Here is a 15146-nt window from a genome sequence, read left to right as displayed (position 1 = left end):
GCCCGTCGCCGGGTGGCGGTCGGCGCGTCGCCCGCCCCGTGCAGCATGGCAGTACGGCCGCGCCCCGGACACGGCACCCCGCACCCCGCACCCCGCACCCCGCACCCCGCAGGGCAACGCGCCGGCCGCCGGCCGAGACCCGGCCCGCACCCACGGTCACGGCGGCCCGACGAAGCGTCACCATGGGGGAATGACTTGGCAAGCCGATATCGCCATCGACCCGGACGGTGTCCGCCGCGCCGCCGTCCTGATGCGGGAGTCCGCCTCGGACAGCCGCCGCGGGTTCATGCTCGACGACGCCCAGAGCGCCGGCGGCGCCCATCGCGGCTGGCAGGCGGCCGACGCCAGCAGCCGGTGCGTCGCGGCCTGGCGGGACCGCCTGCACCGGGAGGCGGACGAGGTCGAGGCCGCGGCCGACGCCCTCCGGGCCTCGGCGAACGCCTACGTCAACACGGACGGCGCGACGGCCGTCGCCCTCTCGGATGACGCACAGTGGCTGCGGGGGGCCTGATGCTGACCCTCGACGACCTCGACCACGCGCAGCCCGGGATGTGGCAGCAGGCCTGCGACGACGCGCTCACCACGGCCAGGCACTGCGAGCACCTCGCCTCGGTCGCCCGCGACGAGGTGAACCGGACCCTGGCCGGCGCCTGGACCAGCCCGACCGGCGACTCGGCCCGCGCCCGGTTCGCCCGGCACGCGGAGGCCTACGACTGCGCCGCCCTGTCGATGCGCGACCTCGCCAAGGTGTACGACCGGCTCGCCACCTCCATGGCCGACGCCCAGCGCGCCCTGCACGACGCGCTCGACTTCGCCCGCGGCCACCGGCTGAACGTCAGTCAGGACGGCGGCGTCCACCGCGACCCGGGCCCCGTCGACCCGGCCGGGGCCGCCGCCCTCGACGACCGGATCCGCCAGGCCCGGGCCCTGATCGCGGCCGCCCTGCACGACGCCACCGCCGCCGACACCGCCGCGACCGACGAACTCCGCACCCTGGCCCGGCTGCCCGGCATCGACAGCGCCGCCACGGTCCGCGAGGCCCTCGACCACGACGGCAACAGCGCCCTCGCCGTCGCCCTGCGCCTCCAGGGCGCGCAGAACGGCCCGCACCGGATCAACGTCCCGCCGGAGCTGGTCGAGGCGGCCCGCCGGGCGTCCGCCGAAGCCGGCATCAGCACCGACCTGCTGCTCGCCGTCATGTGGCAGGAACAGCAGTGGTACCAGAATCAGGAACCGGGCCTGGACGGCCCGTTGACCGCCCTCGGGCGCAGGTCCGACCGGGCCGCCGAGGAGAGCCTCAAACCCGACAAGTCCCTCGGCATCACCCACCTCAAGCTCGCCACCGCCCGGAGCGTGATCGAGGCCGAGCCGTTCCGCTTCCCCGGCCTCGCCGAGCTCGGCGACGCCCAGTTGGCGAAGTACATCGAGGAACACCCCGCCGAGGACCTCCGCCTGAGCGCCTGTCACCTGCGGCGGCTCCGGCAGGACCCGGAGGGCTCCGTCACCGACAAGGAGCTCTTCGTGCTCTACGCCGCCGACACCGAGCAGGTCCGCCGCTCCAACGCCCAGTACGGCGACGACGGTTCGCACCGCGGCGCGGCCATCAAGGCCCGCTCCGACAACTGGGACGCCATTCAGCAGTCGATGCGCGACGCGGACGCCTGGAACAGCCTCCCGGAGGCGGAGCGCCGCCACGCCCTCGACGAACTCGCGGCCCGGACCCCGAGCGACACCGCCGTCGAACTGAACCCGCTGTACGCCGGCCCGGGCGTGAGCACCGGCGCGCGCGGCACCGCACCCGCCCCGCCCGGCCTGCTCCGCCCACCGCTCCCGCCGTTCACCGGCGCCCGGCCGACCCCGGCGCCGAGCCCCGGCCCCGCCCCCGTCCCTCCGGCGGGCTGAGCGACCGATGCGCAGCCCCCGCCCCGCCCGTCTCCTGCTCGCCGCCCTGGCCGCCGCCTGCCTGGTCTCCTGCACCGGCGGCGGACCGCCGCCCCGGGTGCCGATGCCCTCGAACGTGCCGGCCGCACCCGAGTTCCCGGACTCCGGCACGGTCGTCGAAGCCCTCGAAAAGGGCGGCATCCCCTGCCTGGTCACCCTGCACAGCACCCTCGACGGAGGATCGAGCACCACCTGCACGACGACCCTCGACGGCACCACCTTCCAGTACGAGGTCGACGTGTTCGACCCGAGGCAGTTCGGCCGGGACGACATCGGCAACGCGATCGCGGCCGGACGCACCGCCTACCACCAGACCTACGTCGCGGCCGGGAACTGGCGGATCAACGTCGTCCCGCCCGCCTACGCGCCGCGCATCGCCCAGGTCCTCGGCGGCGTGGTGCTCCCCGGCGGCGAGCCGAGCATCCCCGACTACCCGCTGCCCGGGTTCCCGTCGGCCCCCCGGTACGACAGCGTCGAGCAGCTCGCCGCGGCCCTCGACGCCTCGGTCGGCTGCGCCGACCGGAAGGCGGGGCCCGGTTCGCTGGCCTGCCGGACCGGGGACCGGGTCGGCCGCGGGCCGAACTGCGCGACCATGCGGCTCTACGGCGGCGACGCCGAACGCGACCACGCGCTGCGCTCGGCGATCTCCCACCCCGGCGTCCCCGCGTACCTCGCCGCGGGCGCGAACTGGTCGGTCAACCTGTGCGACTACGGGCTCGCCGACCGGGTCGCGCACGACCTCGGCGGTGTCGTCGTCTCCTACGACGGAGGCTGAGCGCACACGGCGAGGGGCCGCGGCCGGAATCCCGACCGCGGCCCCTCGACCGACCGTTACAGCGCGCGCGTCATCGTGCGGTGCGCGATCCCCGCGTCGTCGTACTCGGGTCCGTGCGCCGCGTAGCCGAGCCGCTCGTAGAAGCCCATCGCCCGTACCTGCGCGTGCAGCTCGAGCTCCTTCGCGCCGCGCTCGCGGCCCAGGTCCTCGACGGCCCGGACCAGTCGGACGCCCAGTCCGGTGCCGCGGGCGGCCGGGACCACGGCGAGCCGGCCGAGCAGCACCCGGTCCTGGATGCCGCCGGTGATCGCGAGCGCCTCGGGGCCGGAGATCAGCCGGGCGGTGCCGAGCGGGGCGCCGTCCTCGTCGACCGCCAGCAGGTGCAGCGAGGTGGCGTCGTACTCGTCGTACTCCAGCTCGGCGGGGATCTCCTGCTCCTCGACGAACACCGCGCGCCGCACCGCCCACACCGCGGCCAGGTCGTCCTCGTTCGCGGCGACCCGAATGGCGGCGGCCACCTCAGCTCTCCGCCGCGATGACGTCCAGCGCGTGCTGGAGGTCGTCGGGGTAGGCGGAGGTGAACTCCACCCAGCGCCCGTCCTCGGGGTGTTCGAAGCCGAGCGAGACGGCGTGCAGCCACTGCCGGGTCAGGCCGAGCCGCTTGGCGAGCGTCGGGTCCGCGCCGTAGGTGAGGTCGCCGACGCAGGGGTGACGCAGCGCGGACATGTGGACCCGGATCTGGTGGGTGCGGCCGGTCTCCAGCTTGATGTCCAGCAGGGAGGCGGCGCGGTAGGCCTCGATCAGGTCGTAGTGGGTGACGGACGGCTTGCCGTCCCGGGTCACCGCCCACTTCCAGTCGCTGCTGGGGTGGCGGCCGATCGGCGCGTCCACGGTGCCGGACAGCGGGTCGGGGTGGCCCTGGACCAGCGCGTTGTACTTCTTCTCGGTGACCCGGTCGTGGAACTGGCGCTTCAGGTCGGTGTAGGCGCGCTCGGACTTGGCGACCACCATGATCCCGGAGGTGCCGACATCCAGGCGGTGCACGACGCCCTGGCGCTCGGCGGCGCCGGAGGTGGAGATCCGGTAGCCGGCGGCGGCCAGGCCGCCGATGACGGTGGGGCCGGTCCAGCCGGGGCTGGGGTGCGCGGCCACGCCGACCGGCTTGTCGATGACGACCACGTGGTCGTCGTCGTGGATGATCCGCATGCCCTCGACGGCTTCGGCGACGATCTGCACCGGCGCCGCGGGGGCGGGGATCTCGACCTCCAGCCAGGATCCGGCGGTGACCCGGTCCGACTTCGCGGCGACCGCGCCGTCCAGGGTGACCTTGCCCTCGGCGGCGAGCTCGGCGGCCTTGGTGCGGGAGAACCCGAACATCCGGGCCAGGGCGGCGTCCAGCCGCTCGCCCTCCAGGCCGTCGGGTACGGGGAGGCTACGGGTCTGCGCTGCGATACTCACCCACCCGAGTATGCCCGACCCGGGGCCCGCCCCTTCCCGCCAGTGGGCCGGTCAGGCCTTGGGCTGCCCGTCCTCGCCGTCGGCCGCGGGCTGCTCCTCGGCCTTGGCGGTCGGGGCGCCGTGGATGGTGCCGTCCGGGTTGATGCCGCGGAAGGAGAGCAGGACGACCAGGATGCCGCCGCAGACGATCGCCGAGTCGGCGAGGTTGAAGACCGCGAAGTGCTGGACCGAGATGAAGTCGACCACGTGGCCGCGGAACGCGGACGGGGAGCGGAACAGCCGGTCGGTGAGGTTGCCGAACGCGCCGCCGAGCAGCAGGCCGAGCGCGATCGCCCAGGGCAGGCTGTACAGGCGGCGGGCGATCCGCCAGATCACCACGATGACGCCGGTGGCGATGCCGGTGAACAGCACCGTCAGCGCCTGGCCGATGCCGAACGCGGCGCCGCCGTTGCGGATCACCTGGAGGGTCATCCAGTCGCCGATCACCCGGATCGGCGCGGTGTGGTCCTCCAGCTTGGCGACCACCAGCAGCTTGGAGCCGAGGTCGGTCAGGTAGGCGAGCACCGCGATGATCAGCAGGACGCTGATCCGGCGGCGGACCACCGAGCGGCCGCCGGCGGCGGCGGTGGCGCCCTCGGCCCGGCGTTCCTCGGGCGCGTTCGGGCTCACCCGGTCACCCGCCCCGGTGGAGGTGGCGCTGGGGACGGCGTCGTCCTGGGTCTGGTGGGAACCTGGCGTGCTGATGATCCGCTCCGCTGCCGTGGGAAAAGCCGGTCGACGTTACGGGGACGAGAGTACGACACCCGTCGGCCCGTTGGCCGCCCTGTACGACAATGTGCACCGTGCGGGGCGGCCGGGCTGCGGACCGCGGTCAGCGGCGCTCCTGCTTCGCCTTGCAGCTGACGCAGAGCGTGGCCCGGGGGAAGGCCTGCAGGCGGGCCTTGCCGACCGGCTGGCCGCAGGACTCGCACAGGCCGAAGCCGGCGCCTTCGAGGCGGGCCAGCGCGCGTTCGGTCTGGGCGAGGGAGTCGCGCGCGTTGTTGGCCAGCGAGAGCTCGCTCTCCCGGTTGATGTTCTTGGTGCCGGCGTCGACCTGGTCGTCGCCCGCGCCGTCGTTGGAGTCCCGCATCAGGCCGGCGATGGCGGCCTCGGAAGCCTCGATCTCGGAGCGCAGCCGCAGCAGGTCGGACGCCAGTTCGTCGTGCAGCTCGGCGACCTCGGCGGCCGTCCACGGCTCTTCGCCGGGACGGACCGGCAGGTCCGCCGGATCGACCGATTCGGCGCCGCCACGCGCGCCGGAGCCGGCCGGCACCTGGGTGCGGCTGCTGGCCGCAGTGTGTCCGGTGGTGCCGGTCTTTCGCCGCGCAGTACTCACGGTCCCCTCCCCTGGGTCACTCGCCACGGCCTTGCGCGACCTCGCGGTCACGGTCCCTGTCGCCTTCTCAGCCATGGCTTTCGACCTCATTTACGAATGATCAGAAGCGTCGGTTCCCGACGATCTTGCCGGTCCCCGGAACGATAAACCTCATCGAATCGGCCCACAACGGGACATACCGAAGCTTTTCTCCGATCCCACCCGCGCAGCCTCCGCCGTCCCGACGCTGCAAAAGTTGTGCCCAGAACGCCTCCGGCTAACCGCGCGGGACCCGGCTCACGGGTGCGCGAAACGGCTTGCGGAGGCCGATACACTGGGCCGTGCAAGGCGCAGATGGGACGAGTACCGACGTACGCAGCCATGAGCGACCCGGGGACGGTGCGAGCCCGGGGGTGTGCACGGCGGGAAGATCACCCCGGAGCCGCCGGAAGAACGGCCCGGCCAGGGCCCACTAGACCCGGCAGCAAACCCAAAGAGAGGGCCGCAGCACGCGCGGTCAAGGAGGGTGGTACCGCGGGGCGGCTCGCCGTCTCGTCCCTCCGTCGGAGCCAGTCCACGCATCCGCCGGAGGTTGACGCACCCCATGTCGCCCACCTACAACGCCGTTCCCGCGCAGGTCGACCTGCCCGCGCTCGAACACCAGATCCTCTCCTTCTGGCAGGACCAGAAGGTCTTCCAGCGCACCCTGGAGCAGTCCGAGGGCCGCCCCGAATGGCTGTTCTACGAGGGCCCGCCCACCGCCAACGGCATGCCGGGTGCCCACCACATCGAGGCCCGCGTCTTCAAGGACGTCTTCCCGCGCTACCGCACCATGAAGGGCTACCACGTGGCCCGCAAGGCCGGCTGGGACTGCCACGGCCTGCCGGTGGAGCTCGCGGTGGAGAAGGAGCTGGGCTTCTCCGGCAAGCCCGACATCGAGAAGTACGGCATCGCCGAGTTCAACGCCAAGTGCCGCGAGTCGGTCACCCGGCACACCGACGCGTTCACCGAGCTCACCGAGCGGATGGGCTACTGGGTCGACCTCGACCAGGCCTACCGCACCATGGACCCGTCCTACATCGAGTCGGTCTGGTGGTCGCTCCAGCAGATCTTCGACAAGGGCCTGCTGGTCCAGGACCACCGGGTCGCCCCCTGGTGCCCGCGTTGCGGCACCGGCCTGTCCGACCACGAGCTGGCCCAGGGCTACGAGACCGTCGTCGACCCCTCGGTCTACGTGCGCTTCCCGCTCACCTCCGGCCCGCTGGCCGGCACCGCCGCCCTGCTGGTGTGGACCACCACCCCGTGGACCCTGGTCTCCAACACCGCCGCCGCCGTCCACCCCGAGGTGACGTACGTCGTCGCCACCGACGGCAACGAGCGCCTGGTGGTCGCCGAGCCGCTGGTCGGCAAAGCCCTCGGCGAGGGCTGGGAGACCACCGGCGAGTCCTTCACCGGCGCCGAGATGGAGCGCTGGGCCTACCGGCGCCCGTTCGACCTCGTCGAGATCCCGGACGCCCACTACGTGCTGACGGCCGAGTACGTCACCACCGAGGACGGCACCGGCATCGTCCACCAGTCGCCCGCCTTCGGCGCCGACGACCTCGCCACCTGCCGCCGCTACGGCCTCCCCGTGGTCAACCCGGTGGAGACCGACGGCACCTTCGCCCCCGACGTGCCGCTGGTCGGCGGGGTGTTCTTCAAAAAGGCCGACGAGACCCTGGTCGCCGACCTGAAGGACCGCGGCCTGCTGTTCCGTCACCTCCCGTACGAGCACAGCTACCCGCACTGCTGGCGCTGCCACACCGCGCTGCTGTACTACGCGCAGCCGTCCTGGTACATCCGGACCACCGCCGTCAAGGACGCGATGATCCGCGAGAACGAGGCCACCAACTGGTACCCGGAGACGGTCAAGCACGGCCGCTTCGGCGACTGGCTGAACAACAACATCGACTGGGCGCTGTCCCGCAACCGCTACTGGGGCACCCCGCTGCCGATCTGGCGCTGCGAGGACGACCACCTGACCTGCGTCGGCTCGCTCGCCCAGCTCTCCGAGCTGACCGGCACCGACCAGTCCGGGCTGGACCCGCACCGCCCGTTCATCGACGAGGTCACCTTCCCCTGCCCGCAGTGCTCCACCACCGCGGTCCGGGTGCCCGAGGTGATCGACGCCTGGTACGACTCGGGCTCCATGCCGTTCGCGCAGTACGGCTACCCGTACCGGAACAAGGAGCTGTTCGAACGGCGCTACCCGGCGCAGTTCATCTCCGAGGCGATCGACCAGACCCGCGGCTGGTTCTACACGCTGATGGCCGTCGGCACCCTGGTGTTCGACAAGAACGCGTACGAGAACGTCGTCTGCCTGGGCCACATCCTGGCCGAGGACGGCCGCAAGATGTCCAAGCACCTGGGCAACATCCTCCAGCCGATCCCGCTGATGGACCAGCACGGCGCCGACGCCGTCCGCTGGTTCATGGCCGCCGGCGGCTCCCCCTGGTCGGCCCGCCGGGTCGGCCACGGCACCATCCAGGAGGTGGTCCGCAAGACCCTCCTCACCTACTGGAACACCGTCGCCTTCCAGGCCCTGTACGCCCGCACCGCCGGCTGGTCCCCCTCGGAAGGCGACCCGGCCCCGGCCGACCGCCCGCAGCTGGACCGCTGGGTGCTGTCCGAACTGCACACCCTGGTGCGCGAGGTGGACGCCTCCTACGAGGCGTACGACACCCAGCGGGCCGGCAAGCTGCTGTCCGGCTTCGTCGACGACCTCTCCAACTGGTACGTCCGCCGCGGCCGCCGCCGCTTCTGGCAGGGCGACGCCGCCGCGCTCGCCACCCTGCACGAGGCGCTGGAGACCGTCACCCGCCTGATGGCCCCGCTCACCCCGTTCATCACCGAGCGGGTCTGGCAGGACCTGGTCGTCCCGGTCACCCCGGACGCCCCGCTCTCCGTCCACCTCTCCAGCTGGCCGGTCGCCGACGAGACGCTCATCGACACCGAGCTCTCCAAGCACATGGCGCTGGTCCGCCGCCTGGTCGAACTCGGCCGCGCCACCCGCGCCGAGAGCGGAGTGAAGACCCGTCAGCCGCTCTCCCGCGCGCTGATCGCCGCCCAGGGCTGGGAGGAACTCCCCGCCGACCTGCGCGCCCAGATCGCCGAAGAGCTCAACGTCTCCGTCCTGGAATCCCTCGCCGAGGTCGGCGGCTCCCTCGTCGACACCTCCGCGAAGGCCAACTTCCGCGCCCTCGGCAAGCGTTTCGGCAAGGGCGTCCAGGACGTCGCCAAGGCCGTCGCCGCCACCGACGCCGCCCGCCTCGCCGCGGAACTGCGCGCCACCGGCGAGACCTCGGTCGAACTGAACGGCGAGACCGTCGCCCTCTCCCCCGACGAGGTCATCATCACCGAGACCCCGCGCGAGGGTTGGGCCGTCGCCAACGAGTCCGGCGCGACCGTCGCCCTCGACCTGGCGATCACCCCCGAGCTCAAGCGGCTCGGCGTGGTTCGCGACGCGATCCGGCAGATCCAGGAGGCCCGCAAGAACTCCGGCCTCGACGTCGCCGACCGCATCCACCTCCAGCTCGCCACCACCGACGAGGACACCCTCGCCGCCCTGACCGAGCACCAGTCCCTGGTCGCCGCCGAGGTCCTGGCCGAATCCCTGGGCCTCACCATCACCGACCCGGACGCGCCCCGCTTCTCCGACGAGAACCTGTCGTTGGAGTTCACCCTGCGACGGGCGTAACCGCCGGCGCGCGAGCGGGCGGGCGCGAAACCAGGGGCGCGGGGAACTGCGCGAAGCGGAAGAGGCCCATCCGCAAGATCGCGACGCAGGACAATGACCTGCACTTGATCGCGACCTTGCGGACAGGGCCTCGCGCTCGTCGCGCAGTTCTCCCCCAGCCCTGGCGGGCCGGGAGGTGCCCCCCACACGCCCCTGTTTTCGCACCCACCTACCCCTCCCGAACGCGAAGGGCGCCCCCAGCCGTCATGGCCAAGGGCGCCCTTTCGGTGACGCGTTGCGGGACCGCTTAGTTGTCGCCGTCCTCGTCGATCAGGAAGCCTCGCATCGGAGCGGGGGCCTGCTGCATCGGCTGCGGGGGCTGCGGCCGCACGGCCGCCATCGGCTGGGTCATGCCCGCCGGCGCCATCGCCCCGTTGGAGCTCGCGGAGGCGCCGCCGAACGACGGGGTGCCGGCCGAGCTGCCGAAGGAGCTGCCACCGAAGGACTGGTTGCCGCCGAAGGACGGGGTGGAGCCGAACGACGGTGCCGAGGAGGACATCGCGCCGGCACCGGCGGGCGCCATCGACGACGCGGCCGGCGGCAGCGACGCGGTGGCGGGGATCCGCGGCGGGGCGAGCGAGTCGTCCGCCTGCGACTCCAGCTGACGCAGCTGGGTCTCCAGGTAGGACTTCAGGCGCGTGCGGTACTCGCGTTCGAAGGCGCGCAGGTCCTCGACCTTGCGCTCCAGCGTGGCGCGGGCGGACTCCAGGGAGCCCATCGCGACGCGGTGCTTCTCCTGCGCGTCCCGCTCCAGCGCGTCGGCCTTGGCGCGGGCGTCGCGCTCCAGGCCCTCGGCGCGGCTGCGGGCCTCGCCGACGATCTTGTTGGCCTCGGAACGGGCCTCGGAGATCGCCTGGTCGGCGGTCTGCTGGGCGAGCGCGAGCACCCGGGCGGCGCTGTCGCCACCGGGACCCTGCTGCTGCTGCATCGGGTTGCCCATCGGCTGACCCATCGGCTGCAGCTGCTGGCCGCCCATCGGCTGGAGCTGCTGCCCGCCCATCGGCTGGCCCATCTGCTGCTGCATCGGGTTGCCCATCGGCTGCAGCATCTGACCGCCCATCGGCTGGACCAGCTGCTGCTGGCCGCCCATGGTCTGGCCCATCTGCTGCTGCATCGGGTTGCCCATCGGACCGCCCATCGGGCCGCCCTGACCGGCGGGCAGCTGCGGCGCGCCGGACGGCAGGCCGAGCGGCTGGTTGCCCATCCCCTGCTGGGGACCGGCAAGCTGCTGCGGGCCACCGAGCTGCTGCGGGCCGCCGAGCTGCTGCGGACCGGGGCCCTGCTGCTGGCCGGGCACCGGCGGACCGGATATGGCGGCGGGCACCGGAGCGCCGGGCCGTCCGCCCTCCTGCGGAGCCTGCTGCTCCTTGCGCATGTTCGCCTGGTTCTGCGCGGCGGCACGCGTGGCGGCAGCCAGCTTGGCGCGCAGGTCCTCGTTCTCGCGCAGCAGGCGGGTCAGCTCGGCTTCGACCTCGTCGAGGAAGGCATCGACCTCGTCCTCGTCATAGCCTTCGCGCAGCCGGACGGTCGTGAACTGCTTGTTCCGAACGTCCTCGGGGGTCAATGGCATCTCTTCACCTCAACGTGATCGTCGGACCGGCATCCTGTCGCATCGTTCAGAACGACAGGCGCTGCACGAGCGAGATCAGGACATACACAATGATCATCAGTACGAAGAAGGACAGGTCGAGCGCCACGCCCCCGAGACGCAACGGCGGGATGAATCGCCGAAGAAGCTTGAGTGGTGGATCCGTGACAGTGTACGTGGCCTCCAACACGACGACCATGGCCTTCCCAGGACGCCACGATCGAGCGAACTGGAAGACCCAGTCCATCACCAGCCTGAAGAGCAGGATCAGCAGGAACACGGTCAGCACCCAATAGAGCACCGAACCGAAGATCCCCATCGCTTCTCCCTCTCCCTGACCGACAATCCGTCAGCGACGCACTGTCAAACTGATCCACACAGAAAGTCGTGGCCGGGTCAGCTCTGGTTGAAGAACCCACCCTCGGCGATCCGAGCCTTGTCCTCCGCCGTGACATCGACGTTAGCAGGCGACAGGAGGAACACCTTCTGTGTCACGCGCTCGATACTGCCGTGCAGACCGAAGACCAGTCCAGCCGCGAAGTCTACGAGTCGCTTGGCGTCCGTGTCGTCCATCTCGGTCAAATTCATGATCACGGGCGTGCCGCCACGGAACTGTTCGCCGATCGTACGGGCCTCGTTGTAGGTCCGGGGGTGCAGCGTGGTGATGCGGTAGGGCTCTCGTTCGTTGACGACCTTGGGCATGATCACCGGGGTGCTCTTCTCCAGATTGCGGTGGCGCTCGGATGTGATGGACGACACGGGAGCCATCCGCGGCTGCTCCTGACGGATCGGCACCGCGGCGGGCACCGGCTGGGGTGCGATCTGGGCGACGGGCGCCGGCTGCGCGGGGGCCGCGGCGGCGGAGTTCGCGGACCGCAGGTCCTCGGTGCGGCCGGTGCGGATCGGCTCCGGGTCCGTGTCGTAGTCGTCGTCGGGGTCGTACCCCTGGCTGTCATAGGTCTCGTCCTCGACCAGGCCGAGATAGACCGCCATTTTGCGCATCGCGCCGGCCATGCTGCTGTCTCCTCCGCTTCATGCGCCCACCGTTCACCTGCGGACGCCGTGATGGTCACGGCCTGTCAGGCCGACGGTCCGTCAGACCGCGGAGGTGTGCGCTCGGATGCGATCCACGGGTTTACCTGCAGACTGGTCATCTGCTAGGTTCTGTCCTATTTTGTCCTGCGCAGTCTGATCTACTTACTCGGTGACGTTACCCGAGCGGTGACCGCACTCCGAGTACCGCCGTACCGACGCGTACATGTGTCGCTCCGGCGGCGATCGCCTGCTCCAAATCTCCGCTCATCCCTGCCGAAACCATCGTGGCAGTCGGATGCTCCGCGCGTACGGCGCTTGCGATTTCCGCAAGGCGCGCGAAGGAGCGCGCGGGGTCGCCCGCCAGCGGACCCGCGAGCGGTGCGACCGTCATCACACCCTTCATGTGCAGCCCGGGCGTGTCGGCGATCTTCCCGGCCAGCGCGAGCACGTCGGCGGGCGCGACGCCGGCCCGGTGCTCGCCCTCCCCCGACTCCTTGTCGAGCGCGACCTGCACCAGGCAGCCCAGCGGCGGGCGTTCGGCGTTGCGGACGGCGGCGGCCAGCGAGTCGACCAGGCGGTCCCGGTCCACCGAATGCACCAGATCGGCGTAACGGACCACCGAGCGGGCCTTGTTGGTCTGGAGCTGGCCGACGAAGTGCCAGGTCAACGGCAGGTTGACGCAGCGCTCGGCCTTCGGGGCGGCGTCCTGGTCGCGGTTCTCCGCAACGTCGGTGACGCCCAGTCCGGCGAGGAGTGCGGTGTCCTCGGCGGGGTAGGTCTTGGTCACCACGATCAGGGTGACGTCCTCGCGCGGCCGGCCGGCGGCGGCGCAGGCGTCGGCGATCCGGCGCTCGACCACGTCCAGGTTGGCGCCGAGTTGGTCGAAGCGGGCGCGCTGAGCGCCCGTCAGGGCGGCGGCGAAGTCGGGGCCGCCGGGGAACGGGCCGAAGATGTCGTTCGTCATGAGAGTGGAGGTCCCAGCCAGACGTAGCTTGCGAGTCGGCCGGTCCGCTGCTCCCGACGGTAGGAGTAGTGGTCCGGAGATTCCAGGGTGCAGACAGATGATCGCACCACGCTGTGCACGCCCGCCTCGGCGAGTTGGGCGGCGACGCCGGCCGGCACGTCCAGGGCGGGAGTGCCCCAGGAGGTCTCCGACCGGGCGGCCGGCACGAGTGCGGCCACCTCGGCGCGCATCGCCTCCGGCACTTCGTAGCAACGGCCGCACACGGCAGGGCCGGTGGCGGCGAGGATCCGCTCGGGGCGGGCGCCCAGTTCGACCATCGCGGCGACCGCCGCGGGGACCACCCCGGCGGCCAGGCCCGGGCGTCCGGCGTGCGCCGCGCCGATCACGCCGGCCTCGGGGTCGGCCAGCAACACCGGGGTGCAGTCGGCGGTGAGCACCGCCAGGGCCAGCGGGCGGTCGGTGACCACCGCGTCCACCGTCGGTGCGTACCCGGCCGGTTGGCGGTCCGTCACCACCGCGACGTCCGCGCCGTGCACCTGGTTCATCCAGACCACATCGGCCGGATCCAGTCCCAGTTCGCGGGCCGCGAGGAAACGGTTCTGCTGTACGGATTCGGACGAATCACCCACCGCACCGCCGAGGTTGAGCTCCCCGTACGGCGCGGTGCTCACCCCGCCCCACCGGGTGGTGGAGGCGAAGTGAGCACCGTTGCGAAAGGCCGTACGAATCACTTCAGGAAGTCCGGCACGTCGAGCTCCTCCGCGGGGCTCTCGACGTACGGCTGCCGAACCGGCTGCACCTGCGGCGGCACCGGCGCGGCGGTGGCCACCGGGGCCGGGGCCTCGGACGGGCGGGCCGGCTCCTCGGAGCGGGTGACCGACCCGATCGAGCCGTAGGACGGACGGGTGGCCGGCCGCTCGGGGGCGGACGAACTGCTGCTGCTCGACGAGGAACTGGAGGCCGACTTCACCACCGGCTCGCGGACGATCGCCGGCGGCTGACCGCCGTCGAAGCCGGCCGCGATCACGGTGACCCGGACCTCGTCGCCGAGCGCGTCGTCGATGACCGCGCCGAAGATGATGTTCGCCTCGGGGTGCGCCGCCTCGCTGACCAGCTGGGCCGCCTCGTTGATCTCGAACAGGCCGAGGTCCGAGCCGCCCGAGATGGACAGCAGCACACCGCGGGCGCCGTCGATCGACGCCTCCAGCAGCGGCGAGGAGATCGCCATCACGGCCGCGGCCTTGGCACGGTCCTCGCCGCGCGCCGAGCCGATCCCCATCAGCGCCGAACCGGCGTCCGACATGACCGACTTGACGTCGGCGAAGTCCAGGTTGATCAGACCCGGGGTGGTGATCAGATCGGTGATGCCCTGGACACCGGAGAGCAGCACCTGGTCGGCGGAGCGGAACGCGTCCAGCACCGAGACCTGGCGGTCGGAGATCGACAGCAGTCGGTCGTTGGGGATGACGATCAGGGTGTCGACCTGCTCGCGCAGCGAGGCGATGCCGTCCTCGGCCTGGTTGGCGCGGCGACGGCCCTCGAAGGTGAACGGGCGGGTGACCACGCCGATCGTCAGGGCGCCCAGCGAGCGGGCGATGTTGGCCACCACGGGCGCGCCACCGGTACCGGTGCCGCCGCCCTCGCCGGCCGTCACGAAGACCATGTCGGCCCCCTTGAGGACCTCCTCGATCTCCTCGCGGTGGTCCTCCGCGGCCTTCCGGCCGACCTCCGGGTTCGCGCCTGCGCCGAGGCCGCGGGTGAGCTCCCGGCCGACGTCGAGCTTCACATCGGCGTCGCTCATCAGGAGCGCCTGCGCGTCGGTGTTGATCGCGATGAACTCGACGCCCTTGAGCCCGACCTCGATCATCCGGTTGATGGCGTTGACTCCGCCGCCACCGATGCCGACGACCTTGATGACCGCGAGGTAATTCTGGGGTGCTGCCACGTCGGGGCCTCTCGCCTCGAATTTCCGGGTCGGCTCCCCTGGATACGAAGGCCGACGGATGTCGATGGGTGGGAAGCGCGTGGTTCCAACCCGAACCCTAAACTTGAGGTTGAGGGTTACGGCTGTGCCGGTGTCAGTTCGTTGTCGAGCACAGCTCGTTGACACAGGACAGTAGGTCGCAACCAGCGCGTGTTTCAACGAACACGCCGAGCTTCCCTTTTTCTTTTGAGCCTATGTGATCATCGACCCCCCGGTGAAACCGGGGTGACCATCAAGGGTCGGACCGGAGCCGCAGCTCCGTCAATACCTCC

Annotated in this window: 14 protein-coding genes; 4 read left to right on the top strand and 10 right to left on the bottom strand. The window is 71.6% G+C overall.

All coding sequences use genetic code 11. The features are described 5' to 3' along the window. The first annotated feature begins 190 nt into the window (after window positions 1-190). The 3 genes from ACIQF6_RS16335 to ACIQF6_RS16325 are packed head-to-tail and all read left to right on the top strand — an operon-like array spanning window position 191 to window position 2716. The gene (locus ACIQF6_RS16335; RefSeq protein ID WP_400895000.1) at window positions 191-511 is read left to right on the top strand and encodes a hypothetical protein; all 321 of its coding nucleotides are present in this window, start codon (window positions 191-193) and stop codon (window positions 509-511) included. Then, the gene (locus tag ACIQF6_RS16330) at window positions 511-1902 is read left to right on the top strand and encodes a hypothetical protein (protein WP_400894998.1); all 1392 of its coding nucleotides are present in this window, start codon (window positions 511-513) and stop codon (window positions 1900-1902) included. Before ACIQF6_RS16335 ends, ACIQF6_RS16330 begins: the two co-directional genes overlap by 1 nt. A 7-nt stretch (window positions 1903-1909) precedes the next feature. Continuing rightward, the gene (locus ACIQF6_RS16325; protein WP_400894996.1) at window positions 1910-2716 is read left to right on the top strand and encodes a hypothetical protein; all 807 of its coding nucleotides are present in this window, start codon (window positions 1910-1912) and stop codon (window positions 2714-2716) included. Window positions 2717-2772: 56 nt separating this feature from the next. Here ACIQF6_RS16325 and ACIQF6_RS16320 read toward each other — a convergent pair whose 3' ends face one another. The 4 genes from ACIQF6_RS16320 to ACIQF6_RS16305 form a co-directional block, all read right to left on the bottom strand. Next, a complete protein-coding gene (locus ACIQF6_RS16320; protein ID WP_400894991.1) occupies window positions 2773-3234 on the bottom strand; it encodes a GNAT family N-acetyltransferase in 462 nt (153 codons plus the stop codon). A 1-nt stretch (window position 3235) separates the two neighbouring features. Further along, window positions 3236-4174, bottom strand: a complete 939-nt coding sequence (locus ACIQF6_RS16315) for an RluA family pseudouridine synthase (protein WP_400894989.1) — start codon at window positions 4172-4174, stop codon at window positions 3236-3238. Between the two features lie 51 nt (window positions 4175-4225). Further along, window positions 4226-4921: a signal peptidase II gene (gene lspA, locus ACIQF6_RS16310; RefSeq protein ID WP_400895351.1), complete on the bottom strand. Its 696-nt coding sequence runs from the start codon at window positions 4919-4921 to the stop codon at window positions 4226-4228. Between the two features lie 124 nt (window positions 4922-5045). Next, window positions 5046-5549 carry a TraR/DksA family transcriptional regulator gene (locus ACIQF6_RS16305; RefSeq protein ID WP_400894986.1) on the bottom strand — a complete coding sequence of 168 codons (504 nt, stop codon included), beginning with the start codon at window positions 5547-5549 and terminating at the stop codon, window positions 5046-5048. A gap of 583 nt (window positions 5550-6132) precedes the next feature. Here ACIQF6_RS16305 and ileS point away from each other — a divergent pair. Further along, on the top strand, window positions 6133-9264 hold the full coding sequence (gene ileS, locus ACIQF6_RS16300) for an isoleucine--tRNA ligase (protein ID WP_400894984.1): 3132 nt from the start codon (window positions 6133-6135) through the stop codon (window positions 9262-9264). Between the two features lie 286 nt (window positions 9265-9550). On the opposite strand, the gene ACIQF6_RS16295 is transcribed toward ileS, so the two are convergent. The 6 genes from ACIQF6_RS16295 to ftsZ all read right to left on the bottom strand — a co-directional run bounded on the left by ACIQF6_RS16295 (window position 9551) and on the right by ftsZ (window position 14835). After that, the gene (locus ACIQF6_RS16295) at window positions 9551-10873 is read right to left on the bottom strand and encodes a DivIVA domain-containing protein (protein WP_400894982.1); all 1323 of its coding nucleotides are present in this window, start codon (window positions 10871-10873) and stop codon (window positions 9551-9553) included. Window positions 10874-10919: 46 nt separating this feature from the next. Next, the gene (locus tag ACIQF6_RS16290; RefSeq protein WP_033216891.1) at window positions 10920-11210 is read right to left on the bottom strand and encodes a YggT family protein; all 291 of its coding nucleotides are present in this window, start codon (window positions 11208-11210) and stop codon (window positions 10920-10922) included. A gap of 77 nt (window positions 11211-11287) precedes the next feature. Then, window positions 11288-11905, bottom strand: a complete 618-nt coding sequence (locus tag ACIQF6_RS16285) for a cell division protein SepF (RefSeq protein ID WP_400894978.1) — start codon at window positions 11903-11905, stop codon at window positions 11288-11290. Between the two features lie 196 nt (window positions 11906-12101). Next, window positions 12102-12890: a YggS family pyridoxal phosphate-dependent enzyme gene (locus ACIQF6_RS16280; protein WP_400894976.1), complete on the bottom strand. Its 789-nt coding sequence runs from the start codon at window positions 12888-12890 to the stop codon at window positions 12102-12104. Beyond that, window positions 12887-13621 carry a peptidoglycan editing factor PgeF gene (gene pgeF, locus ACIQF6_RS16275; protein WP_400894974.1) on the bottom strand — a complete coding sequence of 245 codons (735 nt, stop codon included), beginning with the start codon at window positions 13619-13621 and terminating at the stop codon, window positions 12887-12889. The genes ACIQF6_RS16280 and pgeF overlap by 4 nt, the downstream gene beginning before the upstream one ends. Beyond that, on the bottom strand, window positions 13618-14835 hold the full coding sequence (ftsZ, locus tag ACIQF6_RS16270) for a cell division protein FtsZ (protein ID WP_400894972.1): 1218 nt from the start codon (window positions 14833-14835) through the stop codon (window positions 13618-13620). Before ftsZ ends, pgeF begins: the two co-directional genes overlap by 4 nt. Window positions 14836-15146: the final 311 nt, after the last annotated feature.

The organism is Kitasatospora sp. NPDC092948 (assembly GCF_044754805.1).
Classification (GTDB): Bacteria; Actinomycetota; Actinomycetes; order Streptomycetales; family Streptomycetaceae; genus Kitasatospora.
The sequence above is the reverse complement of the archived record's forward strand: the minus strand, read 5'-3'. Positions and strand labels throughout refer to the sequence as shown.

What these genes read in the sequence shown, in the direction of transcription:
- ACIQF6_RS16335 (WP_400895000.1), top strand. Translation starts at nt 191, where the DNA reads ATGACTTGGCAAGCCGATATCGCCATCGACCCGGACGGTGTCCGCCGC.
- ACIQF6_RS16330 (WP_400894998.1), top strand. Translation starts at nt 511, where the DNA reads ATGCTGACCCTCGACGACCTCGACCACGCGCAGCCCGGGATGTGGCAG.
- ACIQF6_RS16325 (WP_400894996.1), top strand. Translation starts at nt 1,910, where the DNA reads ATGCGCAGCCCCCGCCCCGCCCGTCTCCTGCTCGCCGCCCTGGCCGCC.
- ileS (WP_400894984.1), top strand. Translation starts at nt 6,133, where the DNA reads ATGTCGCCCACCTACAACGCCGTTCCCGCGCAGGTCGACCTGCCCGCG.
- ACIQF6_RS16295 (WP_400894982.1), bottom strand. Translation starts at nt 10,873, where the DNA reads ATGCCATTGACCCCCGAGGACGTTCGGAACAAGCAGTTCACGACCGTC.
- ACIQF6_RS16290 (WP_033216891.1), bottom strand. Translation starts at nt 11,210, where the DNA reads ATGGGGATCTTCGGTTCGGTGCTCTATTGGGTGCTGACCGTGTTCCTG.
- ACIQF6_RS16285 (WP_400894978.1), bottom strand. Translation starts at nt 11,905, where the DNA reads ATGGCCGGCGCGATGCGCAAAATGGCGGTCTATCTCGGCCTGGTCGAG.
- ACIQF6_RS16280 (WP_400894976.1), bottom strand. Translation starts at nt 12,890, where the DNA reads ATGACGAACGACATCTTCGGCCCGTTCCCCGGCGGCCCCGACTTCGCC.